The following is a 23,112-nucleotide window of genomic DNA, read 5'->3' on the forward strand; positions in this document are numbered from 1 at the left end:
ATGGTATATGTAGTGATCGTTTTTCTTTGGACCTCCATTTTATTGTATATTTTGCTCGGTGGCGCTGATTTTGGTGCAGGAATCATTGAGCTTTTTACCTCTAAAGGTAACCGTGCACGTACGCGTAAAAACATGTACGAAGCCATTGGCCCCGTATGGGAAGCCAATCACATGTGGCTCATTATTGTTATTGTAATTCTTTTTGTGGGGTTCCCAAAAATTTATACCACCGTTTCCATCTATCTGCATATACCGCTGGTTTGCATGCTGCTGGGTATTATTGCCAGGGGCACCGCATTTGTATTTAGAAATTATGACGCGGTAAAAGACGATTGGCAGAAGGTGTATACCCGAATTTTTATTGCTTCCAGTATTCTTACCCCATTTTTTTTAGGGATCATTGCTGCGAGTGCTGTTTCTTCACAGATAGATTTGCAGGCGGGTGATTTTGCTGCTGCTTACATCTTTAGCTGGTTAAGCTGGTTTTCTGTTGCCGTGGGGATTTTTACGGTTAGCATTTGTGGTTTCCTTGCCGCCATTTTTATCATTGGGCAAACAGATAATGAAGCTGACCGCATGTTGTTTACCAGAAAGGCAAAGCGCTCTATTTTTGCTGTCATGGTATCCGGGGCTCTTGTTTTTGCTGCTGCATATGCTGAAAATATCCCGGTATTTACCTGGATTTTCGGACATACCTTAGGCAGCATTGCCATTACTTCTGCAAGTTTATCCTTAGGGATATTATTCTGGGCACTCAAAACCCAAAAACCAATATTGAGCAGGTTGTTGGCCGGCTTTCAGGTTACCATGATCCTTTTCGCGGCTACCTATACCCACTTTCCTAATATTGTAGTCATGAAACATGGTGCCAGACTTTCTTTGCTAATGCATCATGGACAGAATAAAACGATTGCCTCTTTGGGCATCGCCCTGTTATTGGGGAGTATCTTTATTTTACCGGCACTTGGTTACCTAATTTATATTTTTCAAAAAAAGAAACCATATACAGGCGATCATTAAAGCATAGCTGATCTTAATTTTCGAATATTTACATGTGGCAAACATCTGTGCTGTAGTAATTGATTAATTTAGATTTTTTAGCAACGTATAGAGGCAGACAATGAATGAATCCAATTTTTTAAAACTCTCTCAGTTATCAGCCGGAGATTACCAGGCTTTTTTATACGATTGTGACGGTACCCTCACAGACAATATGCCTGCACACACGCAGAGTTATGTAGAAGTGGCCAGGGAGTATAACGTAGTTTTTGATCCGAAGATTATTGATGAACTGGCGGGCTGGCCCATCACAAATGTGGTAGAGGAAATTAACCTGCGTTATCAAACAAATATGGTTCCTGAAGAATTCAGGATCAGAAAGGCGCAGGTTTACAGGGAGCAATTTCTTGAAAAAATTACCCCTATTGATTATGTGGTAGATCACCTGAAGCTAAATGCGGGGCGTGTGCGTATTGGCGTAGTATCGGGTGGTGATAAATCAGGCATAGAAAGAACACTTGAAATTTTAGGCATCCGGGATTTGGTAGAAGTGCTGATTTGCTCAGGTGATACGGAACGCGGAAAACCATTTGCAGATCCATTTCTCAGGGCAGCTGAACTTTTAAATGTAGAACCCTCTAAATGTCTTGTGTTTGAAGATGGTTTGCCTGGTATAAAAGCAGCGGAGGCCGCTAATATGCACTGGATTAGGGTAGATCAACTTACTTTTGGTTAGGTTTTTGTTTCCGCTTTAAGATGAAGTTTTGGCTGAGTGCAACAGGCATCTTTTTTATACTCCTTTTTTCTGGTTGTGGCCTATTGCTCAGGAACCGGAAGGGGAACCATCATGGTATTGAAAAGCATGACTTTGGCCTTCCGGTAATTACTTATCCGTCTGGTAATCCTTTTTCTCAACGGATATTGTTCTTATTCTCCGGAGATGGCGGATGGATAGATTTTGAAGATCAACTTGCTTTGGCCTATGCTAAACGAGGTTTTTTTGTGGTAGGTTTTAATTCAAGAAGTTACTTTTGGGAACAAAGAACACCGGAGCAGACCGCAGTAGACGTGCAATTACTTGTTAAAAAATATACCGGTCTTTACAAGGGAAATAGAATTTACATGTGCGGCTATTCTTTTGGTGCAGATGTGCTTCCTTTTATATACAACCGCCTGCCTTTGGCAACCAAAAATAAAGTGATTGCATTGCAAATGCTTTCTCCATTTGCTACATCAGATTTTATGGTCCATACGTCGGAATTGTTAAATCTTGCTGACGATAACCACCCTTATAAAGTGCGGCAGGAGGTAGAGAAAATTACCATTCCTATCTATTGCTTTTATGGAGAAGCAGAAAATCCTAAAGCCCTGGCTTTAGTTAAGGCTGATAATTTTTCTATTGGCACGGTACCCGGTGGACACCGGTACGAAACTTCGGGATACGAACAAATTGTAGCTTCCTTGCGTCCGTCACGCAGATTTTTATAGTTTAATGTCCTTCAGATACTCTTTTTAAAGCCCTGGGAACTTGTAGCAGATGGTAGTTATGGCTATAAATGAGGTATTTCTTTTCCCATGACGGATAAAATTTATCCTTATATTTTCTAAGCCCTTTAAACTGACCAAAAACTTTAAAGTTCTCGTAAGCATACTTGATGGTCTTTTGGGTAACATTTACTTCGTCCATTCCGGAAAGGGGCGCAAGGCCCATGTTTACGGAGGTGTAACCAGCAGCTTTGAGATAGAGGAAAGTTTTAGCCAGTAGCATGTCCAGTATGCCGTTAGGTGCGTCAGAAACTTTACGGATCAGGTCGTAGGTTGCCTCTCCGGCTGCATAATCCGGTACAAGATTTAAAAAAGCATAAATTTTCTCTTCTTCATCTTCTATGGTTAATATGGTCTGTTCTTTTAAAATAGGGATGTCAAATACCCCCTGAGTAAAAGCAACTTCCTTTTGATTTAAATCCTTAAGCCACTCCAGGGATACGCTTTCCAGTTTTTGCAGTACGCCCTCTTTAACAGGTGCCTGATATACCTTGAGCGAATACCCCTCGGCAGATAAACGGTTTACAGCACTCCGGGTAGTTTTCATTTTTCCGCCATCCATTGTAAAAGTACTGAGGTCTAAAATGGCTTCTTCACCAATCGGAATTGCTTTGCGTCCGGATGATTTGTAAAATTCCAATGAAGATTCTGGCACCCTGTAGTATGCACTAATGAAGCCGTTTTCCTGACAAAACTGTTCAAAGCTGTGAAGCATTTCGAGTTTAATCTGCTCGTTTTCCGCAACAGGGTCTTCCAGCACAATAGCAAAATGCCTGGTTACCTTAAAACTGATGAAAGCCGTCTTTTCAGCATTAAAATACAAAAATTTATCTGGGTAGGTTTTGAAATAATCCAGCGCAGAGGTGCCGAATTTTTTAAGTAATGCCCCGGCAATTTTAAAATCTTCTTCTGTATTGTAAGGCTTGGAAAAATAAGGCTTTAGCAGACTAAAAATTACAAACATGATCAAGCCGGCCCCGGCAGCGTAAATGGAATATTCAAAGCGTTCACCAAACTTTGTCCTTGGAATTAGTGCAGAGTCATCTACCAGGAAAAATAATTTAATGACGGCTACAATTGCCTGATCGAGGTGAAAATCTAACCCAAAATGTCTTTTGTCTATAAAATAAAAGCCAAGTACCCCATAGGCCAATACAGCCAGTACAGCGTAAAGTAAAACGAGAAAATTAAAAGAAATGAACCTTGGATGGGGCCTTAGTTTGTAGAAACTTCTGGTGTACCACAAGGATGAACCCGCAATAAAAGCAAGAATTGCCTCTTCAAAATCTGCTGCTTTAATGAGATGCCCAATCACCGAGAAAGCTGTAAGGGTTAAAGCTACATACCAGGCTCTTTTTGAACCCTGCAGCAGAAAGATACTAATCATCACCAGGATCAGTCCGAATACAAGTACCAGTGCATTACTGGTAATGATTACATCTTCTGGCAAAAGGTCCTTTACTAATCTTAGTCGTGTGGGTATAGCTGGCGTAATTGCTGAAATGATATTTACAATGCCTAAAACAAGAATGATACAGGCGGGTAGAATCCGTAAGATAAGGTTGTCTTTCTTTGTGATAAAACTTAAAATGCCGGCTAGTAAGGGAAGCCAGAATTCAAAAAATCTAAAGAGTAGAGTGATGGTTGCGGCAGCGAGTACCGGAAAGCCAAATTGCTGTAAGATGAAGGTAAGCGAAATTTCTATCGTGCCAATTCCTCTAAGAAAGGGGGAGGCAATAAGCAAGACCACCATAACCATATAGCCAATAATGGCGGCTGGCCAGCTTGCGTTCAAGCCTAAGGCCAGCATCGCAATATACAGGTGTACAATGCCAATCAGTTCGATGCCAACTGAAACCAGTAAAGTCATCCAGAATTGCTTGCGGTTTACCTTTTCATCAATCATATCGTCGAGAATGGTGACGATAGAAGGACGGACTGCGCCCAGCCATTTGTAGGCAACCCCTTTTTTAGCAATAGAATAAATTAAGAAAATGAGTGTTGCGGTTAGCAACAGCAAAAAGGCAAAGCTAAGTAGTTCCGCAGTTCCTAAATGGGTAAAAAGTAAGGCAATACCAATGACGGGAATTCCAACCAGCACCACAGATAGAATACCGCAAAAACCAAACAAGGTAGAGGCAAGATGGATTTGAGATTTTGTGATGTTTCGGGCTTCTATTTCTTTGGTGAAAAATACCAGCGAAGAGAAACCGCCTGCAGGAAGAAAAATGCTGATTAAATTTCTTTTTAAAAAAAGCCTTAGGGCAAGTGAAAGCGGTATTTTCTTATTTAACGCAGAAAAGCTGTGTACATACATTTGTGCCTGTGCCAGTACATATACGATAGTTAAAACGAGGCCGATACCTATAAAAAAAGGATCGCTATGCTCCAGCTGTTCTTTAATCTTAATCACCTCCAGGTGCTCTTGTCTGATGAAGAAGGCAGCCATGCATAACATGAACATTGCAGCGAAAAATTGCCAGAAGAATTTGTTATAGATAAGTTTTGACAGGTATTGTTTAGCCTTGTGCATAACTGCAATTTTAAAAAAATTAAGGTTAAGTTTCTTAAAAATCTAATTGCCGACTTAGGAATTGTAAAATCTATGATATAATTGATTTTAATTTCGCAATTTTACAGCCATTAACAAGGTATGGGTAAGAAGATAATTAAGCTTTTAAACAACAGGTATTTCATCTTGTTTGTTTGGCTGCTGCTGGCAGTAGTAGTTGCTTTAAAACAGTACCATAAAGGAACGTTTAACAATTACCTCATATTCAAGTATACTTTTAACCATGCCCTTGAGCAGGTCAATCTTTATGCTGAATATCCAAATGAGTACCAGGATAGTAATCATTATGGTCCTTTTTTTAGTCTGCTGATTGCACCTTTTGCCGTATTGCCAAATTGGTTGGGCATTTTGCTCTGGCAGATTGCAAATACTTTATTTTTATATTTTGCCATTAAGCAGTTGCCATTAAGCAGTTCAAAAGTGAATGCTGTATATTGGATTGTAGTACATGAATTGTTAACAGCAATGTTTGGGCTGCAGTTTAATGCTTCTATTGCCGCGGTAATTATTTTGGCTTATACATTGATTAATAGAGAAGAAAACTTTTGGGCTGCCTTTTTTATTGCCTTTGGAACATTTGTAAAGCTTTATGGTATTGTAGGACTTGCCTTTTTCTTTTTTGTCAAAAAGAAGCCTCATTTTATTGCTTATTGCATTTTCTGGGGACTGGTATTTTTAATACTACCAATGTTTTTCTTCTCTCCTCAATATATTTTATCACAATACCAGGAATGGTACCTTTCTCTTTCAGAAAAACAGGGTCAGAATGCCTCATTGGTATCTATGCAGGATATTTCTGTAATGGGAATGGCCAGGAGGATCAGCGGAAATGCAGGATTGTCAAACTTGCCTTTCCTGCTAACAGGCATAGTACTTTTCACTTTACCTTATCTTCGTATCAGACAATATAAATCAGAAATTTTCAGGATGATGTATTTGTCTTCCGCTTTGATCTTTGCCGTAATCTTCAGCAATTCATCCGAGTCGCCCACTTATATCATTGCATTTGTTGGCGTTGCCATTTGGTTTATGATCCAGGATCGCCCTGTAGGTCCTGTAATTATTGCTTTGTTTATTTTCGCATTGCTCTTAACCAGCCTATCTCCCTCAGATTTGTTTCCTGCCTTTGTAAGAAATAATTATATCAAGCCTTATTCTTTAAAGGCCCTGCCATGTGTTTTAATCTGGTTATTTTTAACTTTCCAAATGCTGACTAAAAATTACGTTTCCTCAGCACAGCCCCTTAAAAATGGATAAATTGATTTCTGTAGTAATTCCTGCTTATAATGAAGAAGATAATATTGTTGTCATCATAGATCGTCTTGAGCAAATTTTAATGCAAAGAACTTATGCTTTTGAAATTATTCTGGTGGATGATGGAAGCAGAGATAAAACACTGTCCGTAATAAAGAAGATGGCGGCTGTAAAACCGAATATATTCTATATTGAGTTCTCCCGAAATTTTGGTCACCAGGCAGCTTTAAAAGCAGGTCTTGATCAGGCAAAAGGAGATTGCGTCATCTCCCTTGACGCTGATTTGCAACACCCGCCAGAGCTGATTTTACAAATGCTGGAAAAGTGGGAAGAAGGATTTGAGGTGGTCTATACCCGCAGGCAGGAAGATAAATCTTTGTCTTATAAAAAGAGAAAATCATCTGCCCTTTATTATAAATTACTCAATGCCCTATCAGATATTGAAATAGAATCCGGTACGGCAGATTTTAGGTTGCTGGATAAAAAAGTGATTGATGTATTCAGGGATTTTGGCGAAAATGAGCCTTTTATCAGAGGGCTGATTAAATGGTTAGGATTTAAGCAATTTGCCATAGACTATATTCCCGGAACACGCTACGCCGGTTCCAGTAAGTACAACCTTCGTAAAATGATGAAATTAGCCATTCATGGCGTTACTTCTTTTAGCATTAAGCCCCTATATTCCGCGGTATATTTAGGTTTCATTTTCTCTGGTTTATCTATATTGTATGTTCCCTATGTACTGCATGCTTTTTACCGGGGCGAAGAAGTAGATGGATGGGCATCTGTCATCATGACCATTGTGTTTTTTGGTGGTTTACAGCTCATCATCTTAGGCATTATTGGAATCTACATCGGCAAAATGTTTATGCAAGGCAAAAACAGGCCAACTTACATCATCAGCTCATCAAATTTGAAAAAGGACTAAATGGTATTGTTAAGTTTTGACATTGAAGAATTTGATATGGCCTTTGAATATGGCCGTACAATTAGTTTTGAAGATCAGATTAGTATTTCTACTAAAGGAACCAATCTGATTTTAGATCTACTGGCTAAGTATCAGTTTAAGGCGACATTTTTTTGCACAGCCACTTTTGCACAGCATGCACCCGAAATTTTGCGCCGGATTAATGATGAAGGGCATGAACTTGCCTCACATGGATATTACCATTCTAATTTTATACCAGAGCATTTGTTGACATCCAGGCAAGAACTGGAGCGCTTGTCGGGCCGGGAGATAAAAGGTTATCGTATGGCCAGAATGATGCCTGTTGATGAGAAAGAAATTAAAAAAGCAGGTTATGTGTATAACAGCTCAATTAATCCTACCTGGCTACCCGGAAGGTACAATAACCTGAAAGTATCAAGAACGTATTTTGATCAGGAGGGTGTAATACAAATTCCCGCTTCGGTAAGCCCGATGCGTTTTCCTCTATTCTGGCTCTCATTTCACAATTTGCCCTTATGGTTATATAAATACCTGGTTAAAAGAACCTATAAAAAAGATGGTTACCTGAATGTATATTTTCATCCCTGGGAGTTTACAGATCTCCATGATCAGGAACGTTTTGGTTTTCCTGGCTATGTAAGCCGTAATTCGGGTGTGCAGATGGTGACAAGAATGGATAATTTTATGCAATGGATAAAGTTAAACAACTATCCAACTGGTACAATTAGTGCTTTTGTTTCTTCTTTGTAAATGTAACGTACGTTTGGAAGAAGTAACTAAAAAGGGATAAAATGACTATAATTAACGCTTGTGCGGGGGTTGCCCACATTTTCAGGTAGCCCACCAGGAAGTGGAGCAATGCGTAATCAAAATAAATACTCATTGCGGTAACCGTTGCATACCTGAACAATTGTACTTCTGCTTTTAAATCTGATTCCTGAAATACAATATATTTATTGAGTAAAAAGCCAACAGGAAAGCTGAAAGATAAAGCTATGGCATATGCGGCAATGTATCTGGTTAGTGCTATGTTCCCGAAATAAACGACATTATCTGTGAATATGAAATTATAACTGAGGAAAAATATACATAGATTGAGTGCTGCGTTACTTCCCCCGGAAACGGCATATCTGAACGTCTGCCGGGGGATATATTTTTCAAAGGGAGGGTAAAAGAAATCGATTATCGCGTGTATTGCTTTTTTCATCAGCTTTTATGTGCTTTAAGATCATGCAGTTTCAGCTTTATTCTCGTTATTGTTCCCCTGCCTTTCATTTGCTAAAGATAATTAATCTTTCAACATGTTAGTTCCTGAATTCCTCATACAGGTGGATGAGTTTATTTTGAAGTATCACAATTTCATTTTGAAGGCCACTAATTTTTATCTGTTGCAGAGAGATGAATGTCTTTGTGTCGTCTTTAGGGTCGGCATTGTCCAGGAAAAGTTCATGTAATTTGACACCGTAAATTTCGGATAGTCGCTTTAATTTGGTGTAAGAAATGTCTACCGTGCCCTTTTCCATTTTACAATAGGAAGCAACGGAACATTGTAGTTGCGTTGCAATTTGAATTTGTTTAAAATTGTTGCAGCGTCGCAATTCTTTAAGTTTTGAGGTGATTAATTTCATATATTTTATGAATAATGATAACTCCAGTGTTATCAATCTGTATTTTGTTTTTTATTTTTCGAAAAACCACAATTTATTTTAAAATTCTTACATCATGTCTATAGAATCTTGAAGATAAGCTGGGCTAAACTTTAAGGTAAGCAGGAGGAAAGTGGAGGTTTAGCTCAATCTTTAAATGCTTTTTAAACGGTGTCTCATCGGTGTTTCTTCGCTTATAGACGAACAAACCCCGATGAAACTGCGACTAAAAGACGATGTAATCTTCCGGTTTCCTTCAACTTACCTTTCACTTACCTTCGGATTACCCCTAACTTTTCTTCATCTTGATGCTGGTTTTGTGATTTCATGCGTTTTTTATTTTCCTTCATTAAACCAATTGAGAGTTGAACAGTCTTAAAGGTCAAAATTGAGAAAAATGAGTAAATACATATACACTGTTGGTACGCTTGCCCTAATTGGATTTTTAAATACTGCAATAGCGCAAAAAATGCCTGATGTGCAGGAAATAAGTAAGTTGGCTCCTGCTGGCATTAGGATAGATGGTAAAAATTTAGAATGGAACAATACTTTTGAAGCCAACAATAAAAGAACTGATTTGTCTTACAGCATGACTAATGACCAGAAAAATTTATATCTGGTGATTAAATCTACAGACATGACCAACAATTCAAAAATCATGGCTGGCGGGATTACATTGTCCATAAATCCGGATGGAAAAAAGAAAGAAAAGGAGAGTATCACGTTAACCTATCCTTTAATCAATACGGCTAATTTGCGTAATGCTGCAGGAAGTGGCAATGGAAGAAGAATGGGAGCGATGATGATGGGCATGAGCGGTGGTATGCGTCCGGGACAGATGGATACCAAACAAAGAGATTCTATGATGGCTGCAATGCAGAAAACACAGTTGGCGGGTGTAAAAGAAATTAGGATTAGTGGTTTTAAAACCACATCAGATACACTGGTTTCCATTTACAATGAGTACGGGATTAAGGCTGTGGCTAATATTGATAAAGACAATTCTTTTTTCTACGAATTGGCTATTCCATTGGAGGCATTGGGTATTTCTGTAGATGCGGCAAAGGAATTTGCTTATAATATTAAATTGAACGGTCTGCAAATGCCTGGCCTTGATGGTGGCGGTTTTGGTGGTGGCGGTGGCGGCCGGGGTCCTGGCGGTGGCGGTGGTCGTGGCCCAGGTGGCGGTGGCGGCGGTCGCGGAGGTTTCGACTTCCAGGCAATGATGAGTCCAACAGATTTTTGGGGAAAATATACTTTAGCTAAATAACATTGAAGTACTCCATCCAACTTTCGAAAAAGCTGTTTAATTTACAGACAGCATTACTTGGTATTTTATTAATATTAACTATAAGAGCTTCTGCACAAGTACCTAAAGGTACATTACCTCCGCCGCTCCCTGCCAGAGAAGTGAGCGGTATTGTAAAAGACAGTACTGATTTGGGCGTAATTGGTGCTACTGTTAGCCTTACCTCAGATAAAGATACTTTAAAAGCCAGCACAAATACAGACGGTATTTATGTGTTTAAAAATGTAAAATCGGCAACTTATACCATTTCAATTACAAGTATTGGTTATCAGGCCTCTCCTGTAATGCGTTTTAAGCAGAACGATGCCATCCCAAGAATTGTGATGGATCCGATTGTGCTAAAAGAGGAATCCAACACGTTAAATACAGTGGTTATTAATGGTACACCCTCCATTACTTACAAAACCGATACGGTAGAATACAAGGCAAGCGATTATATTGTACGAAAAAACGCAACCGTAGATGAGCTTTTAAAGAAAATGGAAGGTATGGAAGTAGGTTCGGATGGAAGTTTAGTACATCAGGGTGAAACTGTAACCAGGGCTAAATTAAACGGCAAGGAATACCTTGGAGGAGACATTGCTACGGCGATTAAAAACCTTCCGGCAGAGATTGTGGATAAAATTCAGATTGTGGATGATTATGGCGATCAGGCAGCGCGAACTGGAATTAAAGACGGTGATCCGCAGAAAATATTGAACATTACCACCAGAACAGATAAATCAGTTGGTAATATGCTAAACGTTAACGCTGCGGGTGGAACTGACGAACGAAAAGATGTAGGTTTATTTGGAACCCGGATTAACGGAAACCAGCAAATCGGCCTCAATGCAAATTACAAAGATTTCGTAAATTTAAGCGCCGTGGAAGGTTCTACAGAGACCACCGGGGCAAATTTCAGTATTCGTGACAAGGTTAAGGATAAGATTGAATACAACCTTAATTATAAGCTTAACAATTCAAATAGTGACAATGTAACCAGGAGAGAGTCTCTTGTGAACACCATTAGGGGTCCATTGTTTAGCCGTACTACAAACAATGCGCTGGCAAATTCTAAAAGCCATGAATTGAAGCTGGAATTTGAAGTAAATCTGGATTCTAATGATTATTTGAAAATTATTCCTACCTTCAAATACACTTCTTCTGATAATAGTGGTAATTCGGAAACCATTCAAAGACTCACGCCCAGGGACAACGTTAATCCGTATGACGGTAGTCAGGATCAGGATCGTAACAGCAGAAATTCAAGTTCAAGGACAGCGCCTGAGTTAGGTATTTCTGCTTTTTATCAGCATACCTTTAAAAAATACAGAAGAAATTTTTCCTCTCAAATAGACCTGAACCGAAATAACCAGGATCAGGACCAGGAACAATACCTGAGAAATTTCACCTACCTGACTACGGGAGGAACCGAAATTATTACCAATAATATTATAACACGTAAAAGCTTACGGAATAATTATAGAGGAAGTTTTACCTACGTGGAACCTTTGGGTGTGAATACGCAGTTTGAAGTAAATGCCCAGGTAAATTACAATGGATACGATAACAATGCCACCACAAGAAATATTATGGCCGATGGTTATTCTGGTGTAATTGATTCATTGAGTAATATTTACAAATATTCGTTTACACAGGGCCGGGTAGCCATGAATTTTAGATACGGCATGTCAAACATGTCTAAAGTTAGGTTCTCTATCGGCGTAACAGGTGTTCCGGCTTTGTTGTCCGGTACAAAAGTAAGTTTAGGTACCAGTACTAATCGTAGTAGTTTTAACCTGATACCAATAGCTAAGTTCGATTATTTATGGTCCAGACAGCAGAAAATTTCCTTTAATTATTCTGGAAGTGCAGTAGAGCCAACATTTGATCAAATTCAGCCGGTAAGAGATGTAACCAACCCCCGGAGTCCGGTTGTAGGTAACCCGGATCTGGCGGCTACCTTTGTTCATACGCTCAAGGCAGATTATAACAATTACATTGCCAATTCAAAACTAAACCTTTCATTTAACGGAACAGGTGCCTACACTAAAAATGCCGTAATCAGGAATTTAGTAGAGGTTAGGGATATTGACGGTGCATCGTTGAATGAAACCCGTTTTGTAAATGTAAACGGCGTTTATCGGTTAACTGGTAACTATAACATTAGTAAACAACTTAGTGATCGTAAATACAATTTGCAGCTTAATGGTACCATAAACTATAACCATAGCCTAAGTATGATCAACGGGCAATTGAATACCGCAAATATTACCTCTATCAATCAGCGATTTGGTCCACGGTTTACACCTACAGATTGGTTTGAGACCAATGCAAATTTTGGCTATCGTTATGATAAAACGGTGAGTTCAATTGCAGGGTTTGGTACAAGTAATCGCACCTTATCTGCCAATTTGGATGGCCGTATTTATTTATGGGATGTGTGGATGCTGAATTATGATGCAAGTAAACAGTTTATTAAAGGTATTTCAGGAAATACAAACAATAGCCCGCTGGTTATTAATGCAAGTGTGGAACGTCAGTTGTTTAACCGCAGAGGGCAAATCACCTTTCAGGCATTTGATTTGTTAAATCAAAATAATGTGGTGAGTTTCGAGGCAACCGATAATGGTGGTTATACCAATACTTTTGTAAACGAGACCAGCCGATATTTTATGCTGAAGTTAAGCATGAAACTGCAGAAATGGTCTGGTGCAAAAGGCCGTAACGGACGTGAAATTAGACGCCGTGGTGATGGTAGCTTTATGTAGCGATAATTCGCATTAAATTATAAAACAATCTGCTGTCTTTTTCCTTTTAATCTTAGTATATAAATAGGAAAAAGATGGACAGATTAATTATAGAATCGATATTAGCAGATGCTAATGATATTTCGTTATCGGATGATGAAAGCAATGAAGTAGGGGGTCCTTTACTTGTCTTGGGGTTCAGTCCCCCACATGCGGAACAGGTTGTTCATGCATTCAATGCCTTAAAGGAATTGATAAAAGATACTGCCGTCGATTTTGTAATCTGCGAGACGCTTGTATCCGGAATGTATGACCTGCAAATTGTTACGGATGCGCTGGATGAGCCCATTAGGATAGTTAACAAAGTGATAGGGAAAGAATTGCTAGCTGAATTGGAAACCTATGTGGCTAAAGAAATTAAGTTTTCCTTAACTACCGATGCTTCTGAGATAGGCGAATCGATCAAATTACACAAGGTTCAGTTAAAAAATTGTGTAGCCAGCGAATAGGCTTTGAATTTCAAATTACTGTCGGTTGATGTAAAATGGTTTTGCATCAACCGACAGTAATTTGTTAGTTTTTAGTATGTTTTTTGATTAGAATGAAAAGTCATCAGTAGATTGTTTCAACTCTGATACTTCCTGATGCTCAGAATACTCGTATCTTTTTTCGGTTACCTCCTGATTGTCTCTGATATACGCAACGGTTTCATTTAATCCCTCAGCAAATTTTTCGAAGTCTTCTTTGTACAAGAAAATCTTGTGTTTCACAAATACACCGTCATCCAATCTTTTTTTGCTCTCTGTAAGCGTCAGATAGTAATCTCCTGAACGTGTTGCTTTTACATCGAAGAAATAAGTTCTTTTACCTGCTCTTACTTTCTTAGAAAAAACCTCTTCTCTCTCTTTGTTGTCAAATTCTCCCATGGTTGGTACTCATCTTTGGTTTGGTTCCGGTAAATATAATGGAATATATATGAAAGTTCAAGAAGAGAGAGAATTATTTAAAATAATTATAAAGATTGATTTTCTTCCTCTAACAGTTGATTTTGGTACATTTCCTCGTAGGTTCCCTGCAATTTAAGGAGTTCGGAATGTGTGCCTTGTTCAATTATTTTTCCATCCTGTAGTACGATGATCTTGTCGGCATTTTTAATCGTGGAAATTCTATGTGCAATTAATACACTTGTTTTTAGCCGCATCACTTTTCCAAGGTTATTCAGGATCTCTTCTTCAGTTTTCGTGTCGACAGCCGACAGGCAATCATCAAAAATCAGCAGCTTTGGCGATTTAATCAAAGCTCTGGCAATTGAAACCCGTTGTTTTTGCCCTCCAGAGAGTGTGATGCCCCGTTCACCAAGCATTGTCTCAAACTTTATTTCAAAGTTAAGGATGTTGTCATATACAGCTGCGTTTTTGGCTGCTTCTTCAATTTCTTCAGTTGTCACTTCATCAAGTCCAAATGCGATATTGTTCTTTATGGTGTCTGAAAAAAGGAATACTTCCTGCGGAACAAAACCAGTCTGGCTTCTGTAATCATTAAGCTTAACATCTTTAAGGGCTTTGTCATCTATATATATACTGCCTTCGGTTGCATCATACATCCGCATGATCAGGTTGGCCAAGGTAGATTTTCCTGAACCTGTTCTTCCAATGATTGCCACAAACTGTCCTTGTTTAATTTCAAAGCTTACCTCTTTTATAGCGGTTATTCCAGTGTCGGGATAGGTGAAACTTACATTTTCAAAACGGATGTTGCCCTTAAAATCAGGTAATGCAATAGCGCCTGAATTGATATCTGGTTGCAATTGCAAAAACTCGTTGATGCGTTTCTGAGAGGCAGCTGCCCGCTGTATCAATGTGGTTACCCAGCCCAGCATGGTTACAGGAAAAGTGAGCTGGTTTACATACACAATAAATTCGGCTATGTTTCCTGCAGTAATTGCTCCATTTATCACTTGCTTGCCACCAATAAAGATGGTTAAAATGGTACTGAGGCCAACAAGCAGCAACATGGTAGGGTAAAAGAAAGCCTGTACTTTTACCAGGCCCATAGAATTCTTTTTGTATCCTTCACTTTCTTTCGCAAATACATCTTTGGTATGCCCTTCCCTTACATAAGATTTGATGACCCTGATTCCTGAAAAACGTTCCTGAACAAAACTAGAGAGGTTAGACAATTGCTCCTGGATCTGTTCGCTTTTTTTATTGATCAGTGTATTTACAAAATAGATAGTTACCACCAGAACAGGTAAGGGGAGCAGGCAAAACGTAGCCAGTGTAGCATTTACATCGTACATGGAGGTGATGATCAATAGAAAAAGTACCGCTGTGTTGATGGTATACATAATGGCTGGCCCTACGTACATTCTAACCCGGTTTACATCTTCAGTTGCCCTGTTCATTAAATCACCAGTATTATTTCTCCTGTAAAAGCCCAGGCTAAGTTCCTGGTAATGCGCGTAGATTTCATTCTTCATGTCAAACTCAATATGCCTGGACATCAGGATGAGGGTTTGACGCATAAAGAAAAGAAACAGGCCGCGCAGCAGGTAGAGCACCAGTACAATAACCCCGAAATAGAAAAGGCTATAGCTAAAAATAGTATAGACAATGGGTTGCTGGTTAAAACCGGCAAACAGGCTGTAAATCTCAATGTTTTCTGTGATAAGGTTAAAGGCGTGGCCGATGACCTGGGCGGGTATTACACCAAATATATTAGAGATGATGACAAAAAATACACCTGGAATGATCCACCATTTATACTTGTAAAAATATTTATTTAAAAAAAGGAGGTGTCTCATGAGGAGGCAAAGTTACTAAACCACCTTATTTTTTTTAAACTCTTTAGTTAAAACTAGGTAAAATAATGTTTTTATGCTAATTTTGCCGACCAAATGATAATAATTAACAATACAGCTTATCACTCGTTCTTACCTATATGTTAAACAGGAGACACCTACGAATTAAAGCGTTGCAAAACATTTTTGCATGGCAGATGACCGATAAAAGAGACCTCGCTTCTTCTAAGAAGGCCTTGATGAAAAGTATCGATGATGTATATGAAATGTACATACGCATGCTCGCCCTCTTATCGGAAATTACAGAGTACACGGCAATTGATGCCATAGAAAGGGCTAATAAACATTTCCCTACTGCTGAGGACCTTAATCCCAACCAGAAACTTTTAAACAACGAATTTATTGTGCTTTTGCAAAAGAACCCTGATTTTCAGGCTGCAGTCAATAAATATCAGGTCAACTGGAACGCTGATCCGGAGTTCATCAAAACCATTTACAACAAATTAAAAGCAACGCCAGAATATACGGCTTATCTAAATGATGGTCTTGAGGGGATTGAAAATTCTAAGGAAATTATCAAGTTCATTTTCAGAAAAATCATTTTAAAGAGCCAAAACATCATTCAGGCTTTTGAAGATAAATTTATCAACTGGTCTGTAGATAAAGAAGTGATGCAGGGTATGGTGGCTAAGACCATTAAAAACTTTGTGAATGAAGATCCTTTTAAAAATAAGCTTACCCCGATCAGTGCAGACTGGGCAGAGGATAGCAAGTTTGTAGAAGATTTGTTTGCCTATACCTTGAAAAACGATGCTAAATATCAGGAAATGATTGCTGATAGGACAAAGAACTGGGAATCTGAGCGTATTGCTTTGATGGATACCATTTTGATGAAAATGGCCATCTGCGAACTGATGAATTTTCCTTCTATCCCGGTTAAGGTAACTATTAATGAATACCTGGATTTGTCAAAAGATTACAGTACTCCGAAAAGTAATTCATTTATAAATGGCATCTTGGACAAAATTTTAGGAGACTTAAAGCGGACTGATACCCTTCATAAAACAGGCCGTGGATTAATTGAAGAATAATATGAAACAAATTTTAGTATTGGCAATTGCAGCGATGACATTCGCTTCTTGTCAGCAAAAAAAATCAGATTCAGCTGCAACTAACACTGCAGATACTACTTTAACTATGACAGGTGCCGCTGCGCCTGCATCAGCAGATGCACCTGTTTTGGTTTTTGATAAGAGCGTTTTTGACTTTGGGACCATCAAACAAGGCGAAAAAGTACATTACGATTTTAAATTTAAAAATACGGGTAAAACACCTTTAATTGTCTCAAACGCTACAGCTAGTTGTGGTTGTACGGTACCAGAATCACCAAAAGAGCCTATTGCGCCTGGTGCAGAGGGTGTTATTAAAGTGGTTTTTGATAGTACAGGTAAGAGTGGTAAACAAGATAAAGTGGTTACAGTGAGCTCAAACGGTAATCCGGCGGTAAACGAAGTTCATTTGATTGGTGAGGTAACAGCACCTTAAATTTTTCAATACAAAACAAAATATATGATAAGTACAGTAATTTTACAAGCCGGCGGTAGTACCTTAAGCACTACCATTATGATGGTTTTAATTATGATCGTGTTTTATTTCTTTATGATAAGACCGCAGGTTAAAAAAGCTAAAGACCATAAAAAACTGGTTGAAGATTTGAAAAAAGGTGATAGGATTGTAACTACTGCTGGAATTCATGGTAAAATTGTAGACATGAACGAAACTACATTTTTAATTGAAGTTGAAGGTGGTACTAAAATCAGGTTTGATAAATCTGCCATCTCCCTGGAAGCTACTAAAGCCGCAGTCCCTAAAACAGTTGAAGCCAAAGTAGATTCAAAAGCTGAGGTTAAAGCCTAATTGCAACGTTTTTTATACAGAAAAGCCGCTACCTAATTTGGAGCGGCTTTTTTGTTTGATTAGATTTGTTTAATTTCAGCCATGCCATTCATTAAACTTACAAACATAGAGCGAAAGCGATTTCTGGTATTTATATCCTGTTTGCTACTTGCTGTTGCTGGCTGGCTGTTCCTTGCCTTAAATAATAAATACGTTTATACGGCTAAAACGGTGCTTGTTTATACCAATTTCCCTCAAAAAAAAGCGTTCCATCCTTTGCAGTCTGATACCGTAGATTTACAGGTAGAAGGTACAGGATGGCAGTTGATCTTTGCTAGGCTGCGTATTAATCCCCAATCAATTTCTGTAAGTTTAAATAAGCTGAATGCAAGTAATTTTGTCCTGCTTTCCGAACAACTGTATAATGTTAACCGTCAGCTGGAGAGTTCTCAAAAAATTATATCGGTTATACCTGATACGCTTTATTTTGATTTCTCAAAACGAAGTGTAAAACGTGTACCCGTAAAATTATCTTCAAGATTTGATTTCGCACATCAATATGGAATTTCCTCTTTGATAGAAATCACCCCGCGGTATGTTACGCTGTCTGGTCCACAAAAAGAACTTGAAAAGATCAAATCCTGGGATACGGATACGTTAACCTTACACAACCTTCAAAACACCACCACCACAAGGCTGGCGATGAAGCAAAATAAGCTCAAAAATGTGAACATCTTTCCAAATAGCGTAGAGGTGAAGATTCCAATAGATGAGTTTACGGAAAAAACAATAGAGGTGCCGCTAAAAGTAATCAACAATACAGAGTATTATGACCTGAAGTTATACCCTAAAAAGGTTAAGGTTACATTTTTAGTGGCATTATCCAGCTATAGCAGAATTAACGACGATTTTATAGAAGCCAGGGTAGATGTGAATGAATGGAAGCAACTTAACCATCATCAACTAACAGTACAGCTTTCCCGCTTTCCTGATTATTGTAAAATGATTAAAATAGTACCTAATAAAATAGATTTTATCATAGAGAAGTGATGTTGAAAATTGGAATCACAGGCGGCATTGGAAGTGGTAAAACTACGGTCTGCAGAATTTTTGAAACCTTGGGTATTCCTGTATTTTATGCAGATACGGTAGCTAAAGAAATTATGACCCAGGATCCGGTTTTGATCTCTGGCGTTAAGGATACGTTTGGCGGGGAAAGCTATTTTGCAGATGGCAGCCTAAATAACAAACACATTGCAGGTATTGTGTTTAATGATCAGGCAGCGCTAGCTAAACTTAATGCACTGGTGCATCCTGCAGTATTCCGTGCGTTTGACAGTTGGTTGGAAACGAATGCTTCTGCTGCACCTTACATCCTGAAAGAAGCCGCTTTGTTATTTGAAAGTGGCTCCTATAAAATGTGTGACCTCAGTATTTTGGTGTCCGCACCCTTATCTGCCAAATTAAGCCGTGTAATGCAACGCGATGGTGTAACCGAAGCACAGGTATTGGCCAGGATGGATAAGCAGTTTACAGATGAGAAAAAGATGGAAATGGCCGATTTCTACATTTCAAATGACGAAACAACTTCTTTGATTGTACAGGTACTGGCCTTGCATGAGCAGTTTTTAAGCCGGATTTAGGATGATACTTGATGATTTTGTCGTTCAAACTAAAACAGGACTCTACTGTGTGTATGGCGATTTTTACCTGGATCCAAAAGTACCTGTAAAAAATGCCGTCATATCTCATGCACATGGTGATCATGCTATTCCTGGTAATTTCAATGTGTATAGTACCCTATCAACTTTTCTGTTTATGAAGTACAGGTACCGTAATGATGCCGCTGTTAATCTATTTACAAAGGCTTATGATGAGCATTTTATGCTGAATGGTGTTCGCATTACATTTATTCCTGCTGGTCATATTTTAGGTTCTGCCCAGGTATTGATGCAGTATGAAAACATTAGATACCTCTATACCGGAGATTACAAGCTTCAGCCTGATGATACTTGCGAAGCAATGAAATTTGTAGCGGCAGATGTACTGATCACAGAAACCACATTTGCCGATAAAAATACCCGTCATCCTGATGCGGAAACAGAAATTCGTAAGCTTAATGATACCAGCATGAATGTGATGCTGGGTGCATATGCCCTGGGTAAATGTCAACGTCTGATCAGTTTAATGACGCAGCACTGTATAGAAAAAAGGATTCTTGTGCATTACAGCATTGTACCTTTTATAAAAATTTATGAATCGCAGGGCGTAACTGTGGGGAAGTATGAACTGTTTGACCGCCGGATTTTAAAAAAGAACAAGAGTGGGATAATTTATCTTGTACCACCCATGGTTTTTAAAAGCAATAGTGGCGCTGCTAATTTGATAAGGGCTTTTGCTACAGGCTGGAAGGATCTTCAGGTTGCTAATGGGATCGCTTTATATATATCAGACCATGCCGACTGGGATGATATTATTTACACCATTGACCGGGTTAAACCTTCCCAGGTTTGGACTACGCATGGTGATGGTTTGCAACTTCAAAAACATTATGAACATAGTTTGGTCGTTAAATTGCTTTCATCATGAAGTCGGAGACCGATTTTTATTTCAATGAAGAAGGATTGATGGTTTTTACTGCAGAATATCATCTAAAAAGAGGATATTGTTGCAAAAATAAGTGTAAGCACTGTCCCTGGAATTATGGAAAGAAAAAAGAGGCGTTAAAAAACGATAAATAAGGGAGCTCAGGTAATGAATTTGCAAAAAGAAACCAAAACGAAGAAATTTGAGAATATATTTCAGCAGTCAATTGTAAATGTGATGTTTACTTACAATTGGTGTAATGAGCGTGTTAAACAAGCCGTTTTACCCTATGATATTACTGCGCAGCAATTTAATGTTTTGCGTATTTTAAGAGGACAGTATCCGAATGCCTCCACCATCAATTTGATTAAAGAACGGATGTTGGATAAGATGAGCGATGCTTCCAGGATTGTAGACCGCCTTAAACAGAAGGAGCTGGTTATAAAAGAAACAAATGGTGCCGACCGCAGGGCGGTAGACATCATGATTAGTGATAAAGGTTTGGCACTTTTGAAAAAAATGGACAAAAGCATCAGTCTGGCCGCTATTGTTGAACCAAATTTAACCAGTGATGAGGCAGAACAGCTAAACGTTTTATTGGATAAACTTAGGGGCGGGGAAGAGCCTACACTTTAATGTGCGTGAGCTGCTGTAAAATAACCAATCAATGCAACAGCTATACCTAGTAGTACCGCAACCATTTTCCTTTTGCTAACTTTATGGTCAACACTCGATTCAAAAAGAATGGTGGTTGAAATGTGTAAGAAGATCCCGATGACAACACCCATCATTTTATTGAAATACGCCTCTACGCCTCCAATACTCCCGTTGCTGATGCCGTAACTTACATAAAAGCCTAAAGGTGCCATTAAAGCAAAAAGGCTGATGTATAACATGATCTGTGGTTTTTTGAAATGGTTTTGTACCAATATACTGGCCAGCGCAAAAGCTGCCGGGATGTGGTGTAAAGCAATTCCGAAAATTAATTCATTGTGCTGATCTTTTGCCAGTGGCATCCCTTCTAAAAAGGCATGCAGGCAAAGGCTAACCATAATTCCGTAAGGAAATGCCTGTCCCTCATGGTGCTTATGAATATGTCCATGCTCAACCCCTTCAGAAAATTGTTCCAGAAATACCTGGAGTAAAAAACCAATTAAAATAAAAATCCCGATTTCTTCTTTATCAGTGCCACTGTAGGCATCCGGAATAAGGTGTAAAACGGTAATTCCAAAAAGATAGGCCCCGCTAAAAGAAAGGATAAGTTTTAACAATTGCGATTTATCGCTTTTAACCATGAAAATAGCCGTACCTCCTAAAAATGCACAGAAGAATAAAACCAGTGTTTTCCAGATTTCCATTAATAACGTGAGATAAATTTTTTATAAAGAAATGAAGTAAAGAGACCAATACAAGTGCCCAAAACAGCGCCAACCATGGTATCAACAGGATAATGGACACCTACATAAATTTGCGCAAAAGAAATCATGAATGCCCAGAAAAGTCCCAAAGGTAAAATTGGTTTCCAACGATCATAAAATAGCACAATTAAAAACACAGCGATGGCGAAATGATTGGTAGCATGAGAGGAAGGAAAACTAAAACCTGTGCCACAAGGTACACGGTGTATGATGTCATGAACCAGTGTAATTTCATTGCAAGGCCTTAATCTGGCTACCAGTGTTTTAATAATTCTCGAAGAAATCAGGTCTCCCAGGGCAAAAGTCAGCAAGATCATGCCGATGATGTATAAACCTTGTTTTTTATATTGTTTATAGCAAAATACAACAATAAACAGATACAGCGGCGACCAGAAAAAACGATTACGGACCAATGGAAGCAGCCAGTCAAAAAAACCGTTAGAAAGCCCTTTATGGATCTTCAAAAATAGTTCAGCATCAAAGGCTTGTATGCTCTCTATCATGCTTTTTTGCAAACTAAAATTAAGCGGTCTGATTTAAGCTCGTCGTATTCATCCAGCTTGTAGTTGCCAAATTTCGCGGTAACCCTAAGGCCGCTTTTGAGCAACATACTGTCAAAATCGGCTAAAGTAAAGGCCTGTACACGCTCTTCAAAGGCAAAAGCTTTGCCTTTGTGTTCAAAATTGATGTGCTTAATGATCTTTCCTTCAGATACAAATTTGTGCAGGTTAAATTCAATTCCCTCTATTGTTTTTGTTTCCTGATGCGTTAAATTGTTCAGGATTTTATTGGTGTTAAAATAATCAAGCACAAATGTTCCGTCATTTTTTAAACTCTTCCTGAAAGATTTTAATGCATTTACATGTTCTTTTTCAGTTTCAAAATAGCCGAAACTAGTAAAAAGGTTTACAGCAACATCGTAGTAATTAATGTATGATAACTTCCGCATGTCATGCACAAAAAAGTGAAGGCGTTTGTTCTCAAACTGCTTCGCGTACTTTATACTTTGTTCAGACAGGTCTATACCGGTAACATCATATCCTTTTTTGTTCAGGTAAACGGCATGTCTTCCTCTGCCACAAGCAATATCTAATACCCGCGCATCGGTTGAAGGGGTTAGGAAACTGAATAAATTGTCGATTAAAAATTCCGCTTCGGCATCATTCCGCTGACCATAAAGTATATGATAATAAGGGGAGTTGAACCAAATTTGAAACCATTTGCGCTGCATAGAGCTGATGTTAGGGTGTGATATAAAATACAAATATAGGATTTTCAAATGCAACCAAGTGTATTATTTGAATTCTGCAGGTAGCCCTTAAATTTTTGCTATGCTAATATCCTACACGACTTTGAGGAAATAATACATTAATACCGATGGAACGATAACTATATTTGAAATTTGTATT

Annotated in this window: 25 protein-coding genes; 17 read left to right on the forward strand and 8 right to left on the reverse strand. The window is 38.6% G+C overall.

Going from position 1 to position 23,112, the window contains the following annotated elements:
- From LPB86_RS13770 to LPB86_RS13780, 3 genes are all read left to right on the forward strand, one after another.
- The gene (locus tag LPB86_RS13770; protein WP_230644887.1) at nt 1-1,020 is read left to right on the forward strand and encodes a cytochrome d ubiquinol oxidase subunit II; all 1,020 of its coding nucleotides are present in this window, start codon (nt 1-3) and stop codon (nt 1,018-1,020) included.
- Between the two features lie 100 nt (nt 1,021-1,120).
- Nucleotides 1,121-1,735, forward strand: a complete 615-nt coding sequence (locus LPB86_RS13775) for an HAD family phosphatase (protein ID WP_230644889.1) — start codon at nt 1,121-1,123, stop codon at nt 1,733-1,735.
- A gap of 20 nt (nt 1,736-1,755) precedes the next feature.
- Nucleotides 1,756-2,487: an AcvB/VirJ family lysyl-phosphatidylglycerol hydrolase gene (locus tag LPB86_RS13780; protein ID WP_230644891.1), complete on the forward strand. Its 732-nt coding sequence runs from the start codon at nt 1,756-1,758 to the stop codon at nt 2,485-2,487.
- Nucleotide 2,488: 1 nt separating this feature from the next.
- Here the strand turns inward: LPB86_RS13780 and LPB86_RS13785 are convergent, their stop codons facing one another.
- Complete coding sequence (locus LPB86_RS13785) at nt 2,489-5,077, reverse strand: phosphatidylglycerol lysyltransferase domain-containing protein (RefSeq protein ID WP_230644894.1); 2,589 nt, start codon at nt 5,075-5,077, stop codon at nt 2,489-2,491.
- A 120-nt stretch (nt 5,078-5,197) separates the two neighbouring features.
- Between LPB86_RS13785 and LPB86_RS13790 the strand changes: the two genes are divergently transcribed.
- From LPB86_RS13790 to LPB86_RS13800, 3 genes are read left to right on the forward strand one after another with little or no spacing between them, the layout of a single operon-like run.
- Nucleotides 5,198-6,373 (forward strand): glycosyltransferase family 87 protein, encoded by a 1,176-nt coding sequence (locus LPB86_RS13790; protein WP_230644896.1) that lies wholly within the window; start codon nt 5,198-5,200, stop codon nt 6,371-6,373.
- The gene (locus tag LPB86_RS13795; protein WP_230644898.1) at nt 6,366-7,298 is read left to right on the forward strand and encodes a glycosyltransferase family 2 protein; all 933 of its coding nucleotides are present in this window, start codon (nt 6,366-6,368) and stop codon (nt 7,296-7,298) included. The genes LPB86_RS13790 and LPB86_RS13795 overlap by 8 nt, the downstream gene beginning before the upstream one ends.
- Nucleotides 7,299-8,069 (forward strand): polysaccharide deacetylase family protein, encoded by a 771-nt coding sequence (locus tag LPB86_RS13800; RefSeq protein WP_230644900.1) that lies wholly within the window; start codon nt 7,299-7,301, stop codon nt 8,067-8,069.
- On the opposite strand, the gene LPB86_RS13805 is transcribed toward LPB86_RS13800, so the two are convergent.
- A complete protein-coding gene (locus LPB86_RS13805) occupies nt 8,044-8,526 on the reverse strand; it encodes a GtrA family protein (RefSeq protein WP_230644902.1) in 483 nt (160 codons plus the stop codon). The genes LPB86_RS13800 and LPB86_RS13805 overlap by 26 nt on opposite strands.
- A 97-nt stretch (nt 8,527-8,623) precedes the next feature.
- Nucleotides 8,624-8,947 carry a helix-turn-helix domain-containing protein gene (locus LPB86_RS13810; RefSeq protein WP_230644904.1) on the reverse strand — a complete coding sequence of 108 codons (324 nt, stop codon included), beginning with the start codon at nt 8,945-8,947 and terminating at the stop codon, nt 8,624-8,626.
- Nucleotides 8,948-9,362: 415 nt separating this feature from the next.
- On the opposite strand from LPB86_RS13810, the gene LPB86_RS13815 reads away from it, so the two are divergent.
- The 3 genes from LPB86_RS13815 to LPB86_RS13825 all read left to right on the forward strand — a co-directional run bounded on the left by LPB86_RS13815 (nt 9,363) and on the right by LPB86_RS13825 (nt 13,512).
- Nucleotides 9,363-10,235, forward strand: coding sequence for a hypothetical protein (locus tag LPB86_RS13815; RefSeq protein WP_230644905.1), 873 nt, complete (start codon nt 9,363-9,365; stop codon nt 10,233-10,235).
- Nucleotides 10,236-10,237: 2 nt separating this feature from the next.
- Entirely contained in the window at nt 10,238-13,024 is a 2,787-nt protein-coding gene (locus LPB86_RS13820) for an outer membrane beta-barrel protein (protein ID WP_230644907.1), read from the forward strand.
- A gap of 74 nt (nt 13,025-13,098) precedes the next feature.
- Nucleotides 13,099-13,512, forward strand: coding sequence for a hypothetical protein (locus LPB86_RS13825; protein ID WP_230644908.1), 414 nt, complete (start codon nt 13,099-13,101; stop codon nt 13,510-13,512).
- Nucleotides 13,513-13,599: 87 nt separating this feature from the next.
- On the opposite strand, the gene LPB86_RS13830 is transcribed toward LPB86_RS13825, so the two are convergent.
- Both LPB86_RS13830 and LPB86_RS13835 read right to left on the reverse strand, forming a co-directional pair.
- Nucleotides 13,600-13,929 carry a DUF3276 family protein gene (locus LPB86_RS13830; protein WP_230644910.1) on the reverse strand — a complete coding sequence of 110 codons (330 nt, stop codon included), beginning with the start codon at nt 13,927-13,929 and terminating at the stop codon, nt 13,600-13,602.
- A gap of 86 nt (nt 13,930-14,015) precedes the next feature.
- On the reverse strand, nt 14,016-15,806 hold the full coding sequence (locus LPB86_RS13835; RefSeq protein ID WP_230644912.1) for an ABC transporter ATP-binding protein: 1,791 nt from the start codon (nt 15,804-15,806) through the stop codon (nt 14,016-14,018).
- Nucleotides 15,807-16,000: 194 nt separating this feature from the next.
- Here LPB86_RS13835 and nusB point away from each other — a divergent pair, with 194 nt between their 5' ends.
- From nusB to LPB86_RS13875, 8 genes are all read left to right on the forward strand, one after another.
- Nucleotides 16,001-16,894, forward strand: a complete 894-nt coding sequence (nusB, locus tag LPB86_RS13840; protein ID WP_230644914.1) for a transcription antitermination factor NusB — start codon at nt 16,001-16,003, stop codon at nt 16,892-16,894.
- Nucleotide 16,895: 1 nt separating this feature from the next.
- Nucleotides 16,896-17,348, forward strand: a complete 453-nt coding sequence (locus tag LPB86_RS13845) for a DUF1573 domain-containing protein (RefSeq protein ID WP_230644916.1) — start codon at nt 16,896-16,898, stop codon at nt 17,346-17,348.
- Between the two features lie 24 nt (nt 17,349-17,372).
- A complete protein-coding gene (gene yajC / locus LPB86_RS13850; protein ID WP_230644918.1) occupies nt 17,373-17,720 on the forward strand; it encodes a preprotein translocase subunit YajC in 348 nt (115 codons plus the stop codon).
- Between the two features lie 81 nt (nt 17,721-17,801).
- Entirely contained in the window at nt 17,802-18,749 is a 948-nt protein-coding gene (locus tag LPB86_RS13855) for a YbbR-like domain-containing protein (RefSeq protein ID WP_230644920.1), read from the forward strand.
- Nucleotides 18,749-19,342 carry a dephospho-CoA kinase gene (gene coaE / locus LPB86_RS13860; RefSeq protein ID WP_230644922.1) on the forward strand — a complete coding sequence of 198 codons (594 nt, stop codon included), beginning with the start codon at nt 18,749-18,751 and terminating at the stop codon, nt 19,340-19,342. The genes LPB86_RS13855 and coaE overlap by 1 nt, the downstream gene beginning before the upstream one ends.
- A 1-nt stretch (nt 19,343) precedes the next feature.
- Nucleotides 19,344-20,288, forward strand: coding sequence for an exonuclease (locus tag LPB86_RS13865; protein ID WP_230644924.1), 945 nt, complete (start codon nt 19,344-19,346; stop codon nt 20,286-20,288).
- Nucleotides 20,285-20,440, forward strand: a complete 156-nt coding sequence (locus LPB86_RS13870; protein WP_255695544.1) for a DUF5522 domain-containing protein — start codon at nt 20,285-20,287, stop codon at nt 20,438-20,440. Before LPB86_RS13865 ends, LPB86_RS13870 begins: the two co-directional genes overlap by 4 nt.
- A gap of 13 nt (nt 20,441-20,453) precedes the next feature.
- Nucleotides 20,454-20,921: a MarR family winged helix-turn-helix transcriptional regulator gene (locus LPB86_RS13875; RefSeq protein ID WP_230644926.1), complete on the forward strand. Its 468-nt coding sequence runs from the start codon at nt 20,454-20,456 to the stop codon at nt 20,919-20,921.
- On the opposite strand, the gene LPB86_RS13880 is transcribed toward LPB86_RS13875, so the two are convergent.
- From LPB86_RS13880 to LPB86_RS13890, 3 genes are read right to left on the reverse strand one after another with little or no spacing between them, the layout of a single operon-like run.
- The gene (locus LPB86_RS13880) at nt 20,918-21,586 is read right to left on the reverse strand and encodes a ZIP family metal transporter (protein ID WP_370632833.1); all 669 of its coding nucleotides are present in this window, start codon (nt 21,584-21,586) and stop codon (nt 20,918-20,920) included. The two genes, LPB86_RS13875 and LPB86_RS13880, sit on opposite strands and share 4 nt — an antisense overlap.
- Nucleotides 21,587-21,642: 56 nt before the next feature.
- Nucleotides 21,643-22,206 carry a phosphatase PAP2 family protein gene (locus tag LPB86_RS13885; RefSeq protein WP_230644930.1) on the reverse strand — a complete coding sequence of 188 codons (564 nt, stop codon included), beginning with the start codon at nt 22,204-22,206 and terminating at the stop codon, nt 21,643-21,645.
- Nucleotides 22,203-22,934 carry a bifunctional 2-polyprenyl-6-hydroxyphenol methylase/3-demethylubiquinol 3-O-methyltransferase UbiG gene (locus LPB86_RS13890; protein WP_230644932.1) on the reverse strand — a complete coding sequence of 244 codons (732 nt, stop codon included), beginning with the start codon at nt 22,932-22,934 and terminating at the stop codon, nt 22,203-22,205. Before LPB86_RS13890 ends, LPB86_RS13885 begins: the two co-directional genes overlap by 4 nt.
- Between the last annotated feature and the right edge of the window lie 178 nt (nt 22,935-23,112).

This window comes from Pedobacter sp. MC2016-14, from assembly GCF_020991475.1.
Lineage (GTDB): Bacteria > Bacteroidota > Bacteroidia > Sphingobacteriales > Sphingobacteriaceae > Pedobacter.

Coding starts and splice junctions, on each gene's coding strand:
- LPB86_RS13830 (WP_230644910.1), bottom strand. CDS start 13,929: ATGGGAGAATTTGACAACAAAGAGAGAGAAGAGGTTTTTTCTAAGAAA.
- LPB86_RS13825 (WP_230644908.1), top strand. CDS start 13,099: ATGGACAGATTAATTATAGAATCGATATTAGCAGATGCTAATGATATT.
- LPB86_RS13890 (WP_230644932.1), bottom strand. CDS start 22,934: ATGCAGCGCAAATGGTTTCAAATTTGGTTCAACTCCCCTTATTATCAT.
- yajC (WP_230644918.1), top strand. CDS start 17,373: ATGATAAGTACAGTAATTTTACAAGCCGGCGGTAGTACCTTAAGCACT.
- LPB86_RS13865 (WP_230644924.1), top strand. CDS start 19,344: ATGATACTTGATGATTTTGTCGTTCAAACTAAAACAGGACTCTACTGT.
- LPB86_RS13870 (WP_255695544.1), top strand. CDS start 20,285: ATGAAGTCGGAGACCGATTTTTATTTCAATGAAGAAGGATTGATGGTT.
- LPB86_RS13835 (WP_230644912.1), bottom strand. CDS start 15,806: ATGAGACACCTCCTTTTTTTAAATAAATATTTTTACAAGTATAAATGG.
- nusB (WP_230644914.1), top strand. CDS start 16,001: ATGACCGATAAAAGAGACCTCGCTTCTTCTAAGAAGGCCTTGATGAAA.
- LPB86_RS13790 (WP_230644896.1), top strand. CDS start 5,198: ATGGGTAAGAAGATAATTAAGCTTTTAAACAACAGGTATTTCATCTTG.
- LPB86_RS13775 (WP_230644889.1), top strand. CDS start 1,121: ATGAATGAATCCAATTTTTTAAAACTCTCTCAGTTATCAGCCGGAGAT.
- LPB86_RS13780 (WP_230644891.1), top strand. CDS start 1,756: ATGAAGTTTTGGCTGAGTGCAACAGGCATCTTTTTTATACTCCTTTTT.
- LPB86_RS13885 (WP_230644930.1), bottom strand. CDS start 22,206: ATGATAGAGAGCATACAAGCCTTTGATGCTGAACTATTTTTGAAGATC.
- LPB86_RS13810 (WP_230644904.1), bottom strand. CDS start 8,947: ATGAAATTAATCACCTCAAAACTTAAAGAATTGCGACGCTGCAACAAT.
- LPB86_RS13855 (WP_230644920.1), top strand. CDS start 17,802: ATGCCATTCATTAAACTTACAAACATAGAGCGAAAGCGATTTCTGGTA.
- LPB86_RS13845 (WP_230644916.1), top strand. CDS start 16,896: ATGAAACAAATTTTAGTATTGGCAATTGCAGCGATGACATTCGCTTCT.
- LPB86_RS13805 (WP_230644902.1), bottom strand. CDS start 8,526: ATGAAAAAAGCAATACACGCGATAATCGATTTCTTTTACCCTCCCTTT.
- LPB86_RS13770 (WP_230644887.1), top strand. CDS start 1: ATGGTATATGTAGTGATCGTTTTTCTTTGGACCTCCATTTTATTGTAT.
- LPB86_RS13795 (WP_230644898.1), top strand. CDS start 6,366: ATGGATAAATTGATTTCTGTAGTAATTCCTGCTTATAATGAAGAAGAT.
- coaE (WP_230644922.1), top strand. CDS start 18,749: ATGTTGAAAATTGGAATCACAGGCGGCATTGGAAGTGGTAAAACTACG.
- LPB86_RS13785 (WP_230644894.1), bottom strand. CDS start 5,077: ATGCACAAGGCTAAACAATACCTGTCAAAACTTATCTATAACAAATTC.
- LPB86_RS13815 (WP_230644905.1), top strand. CDS start 9,363: ATGAGTAAATACATATACACTGTTGGTACGCTTGCCCTAATTGGATTT.
- LPB86_RS13875 (WP_230644926.1), top strand. CDS start 20,454: ATGAATTTGCAAAAAGAAACCAAAACGAAGAAATTTGAGAATATATTT.
- LPB86_RS13800 (WP_230644900.1), top strand. CDS start 7,299: ATGGTATTGTTAAGTTTTGACATTGAAGAATTTGATATGGCCTTTGAA.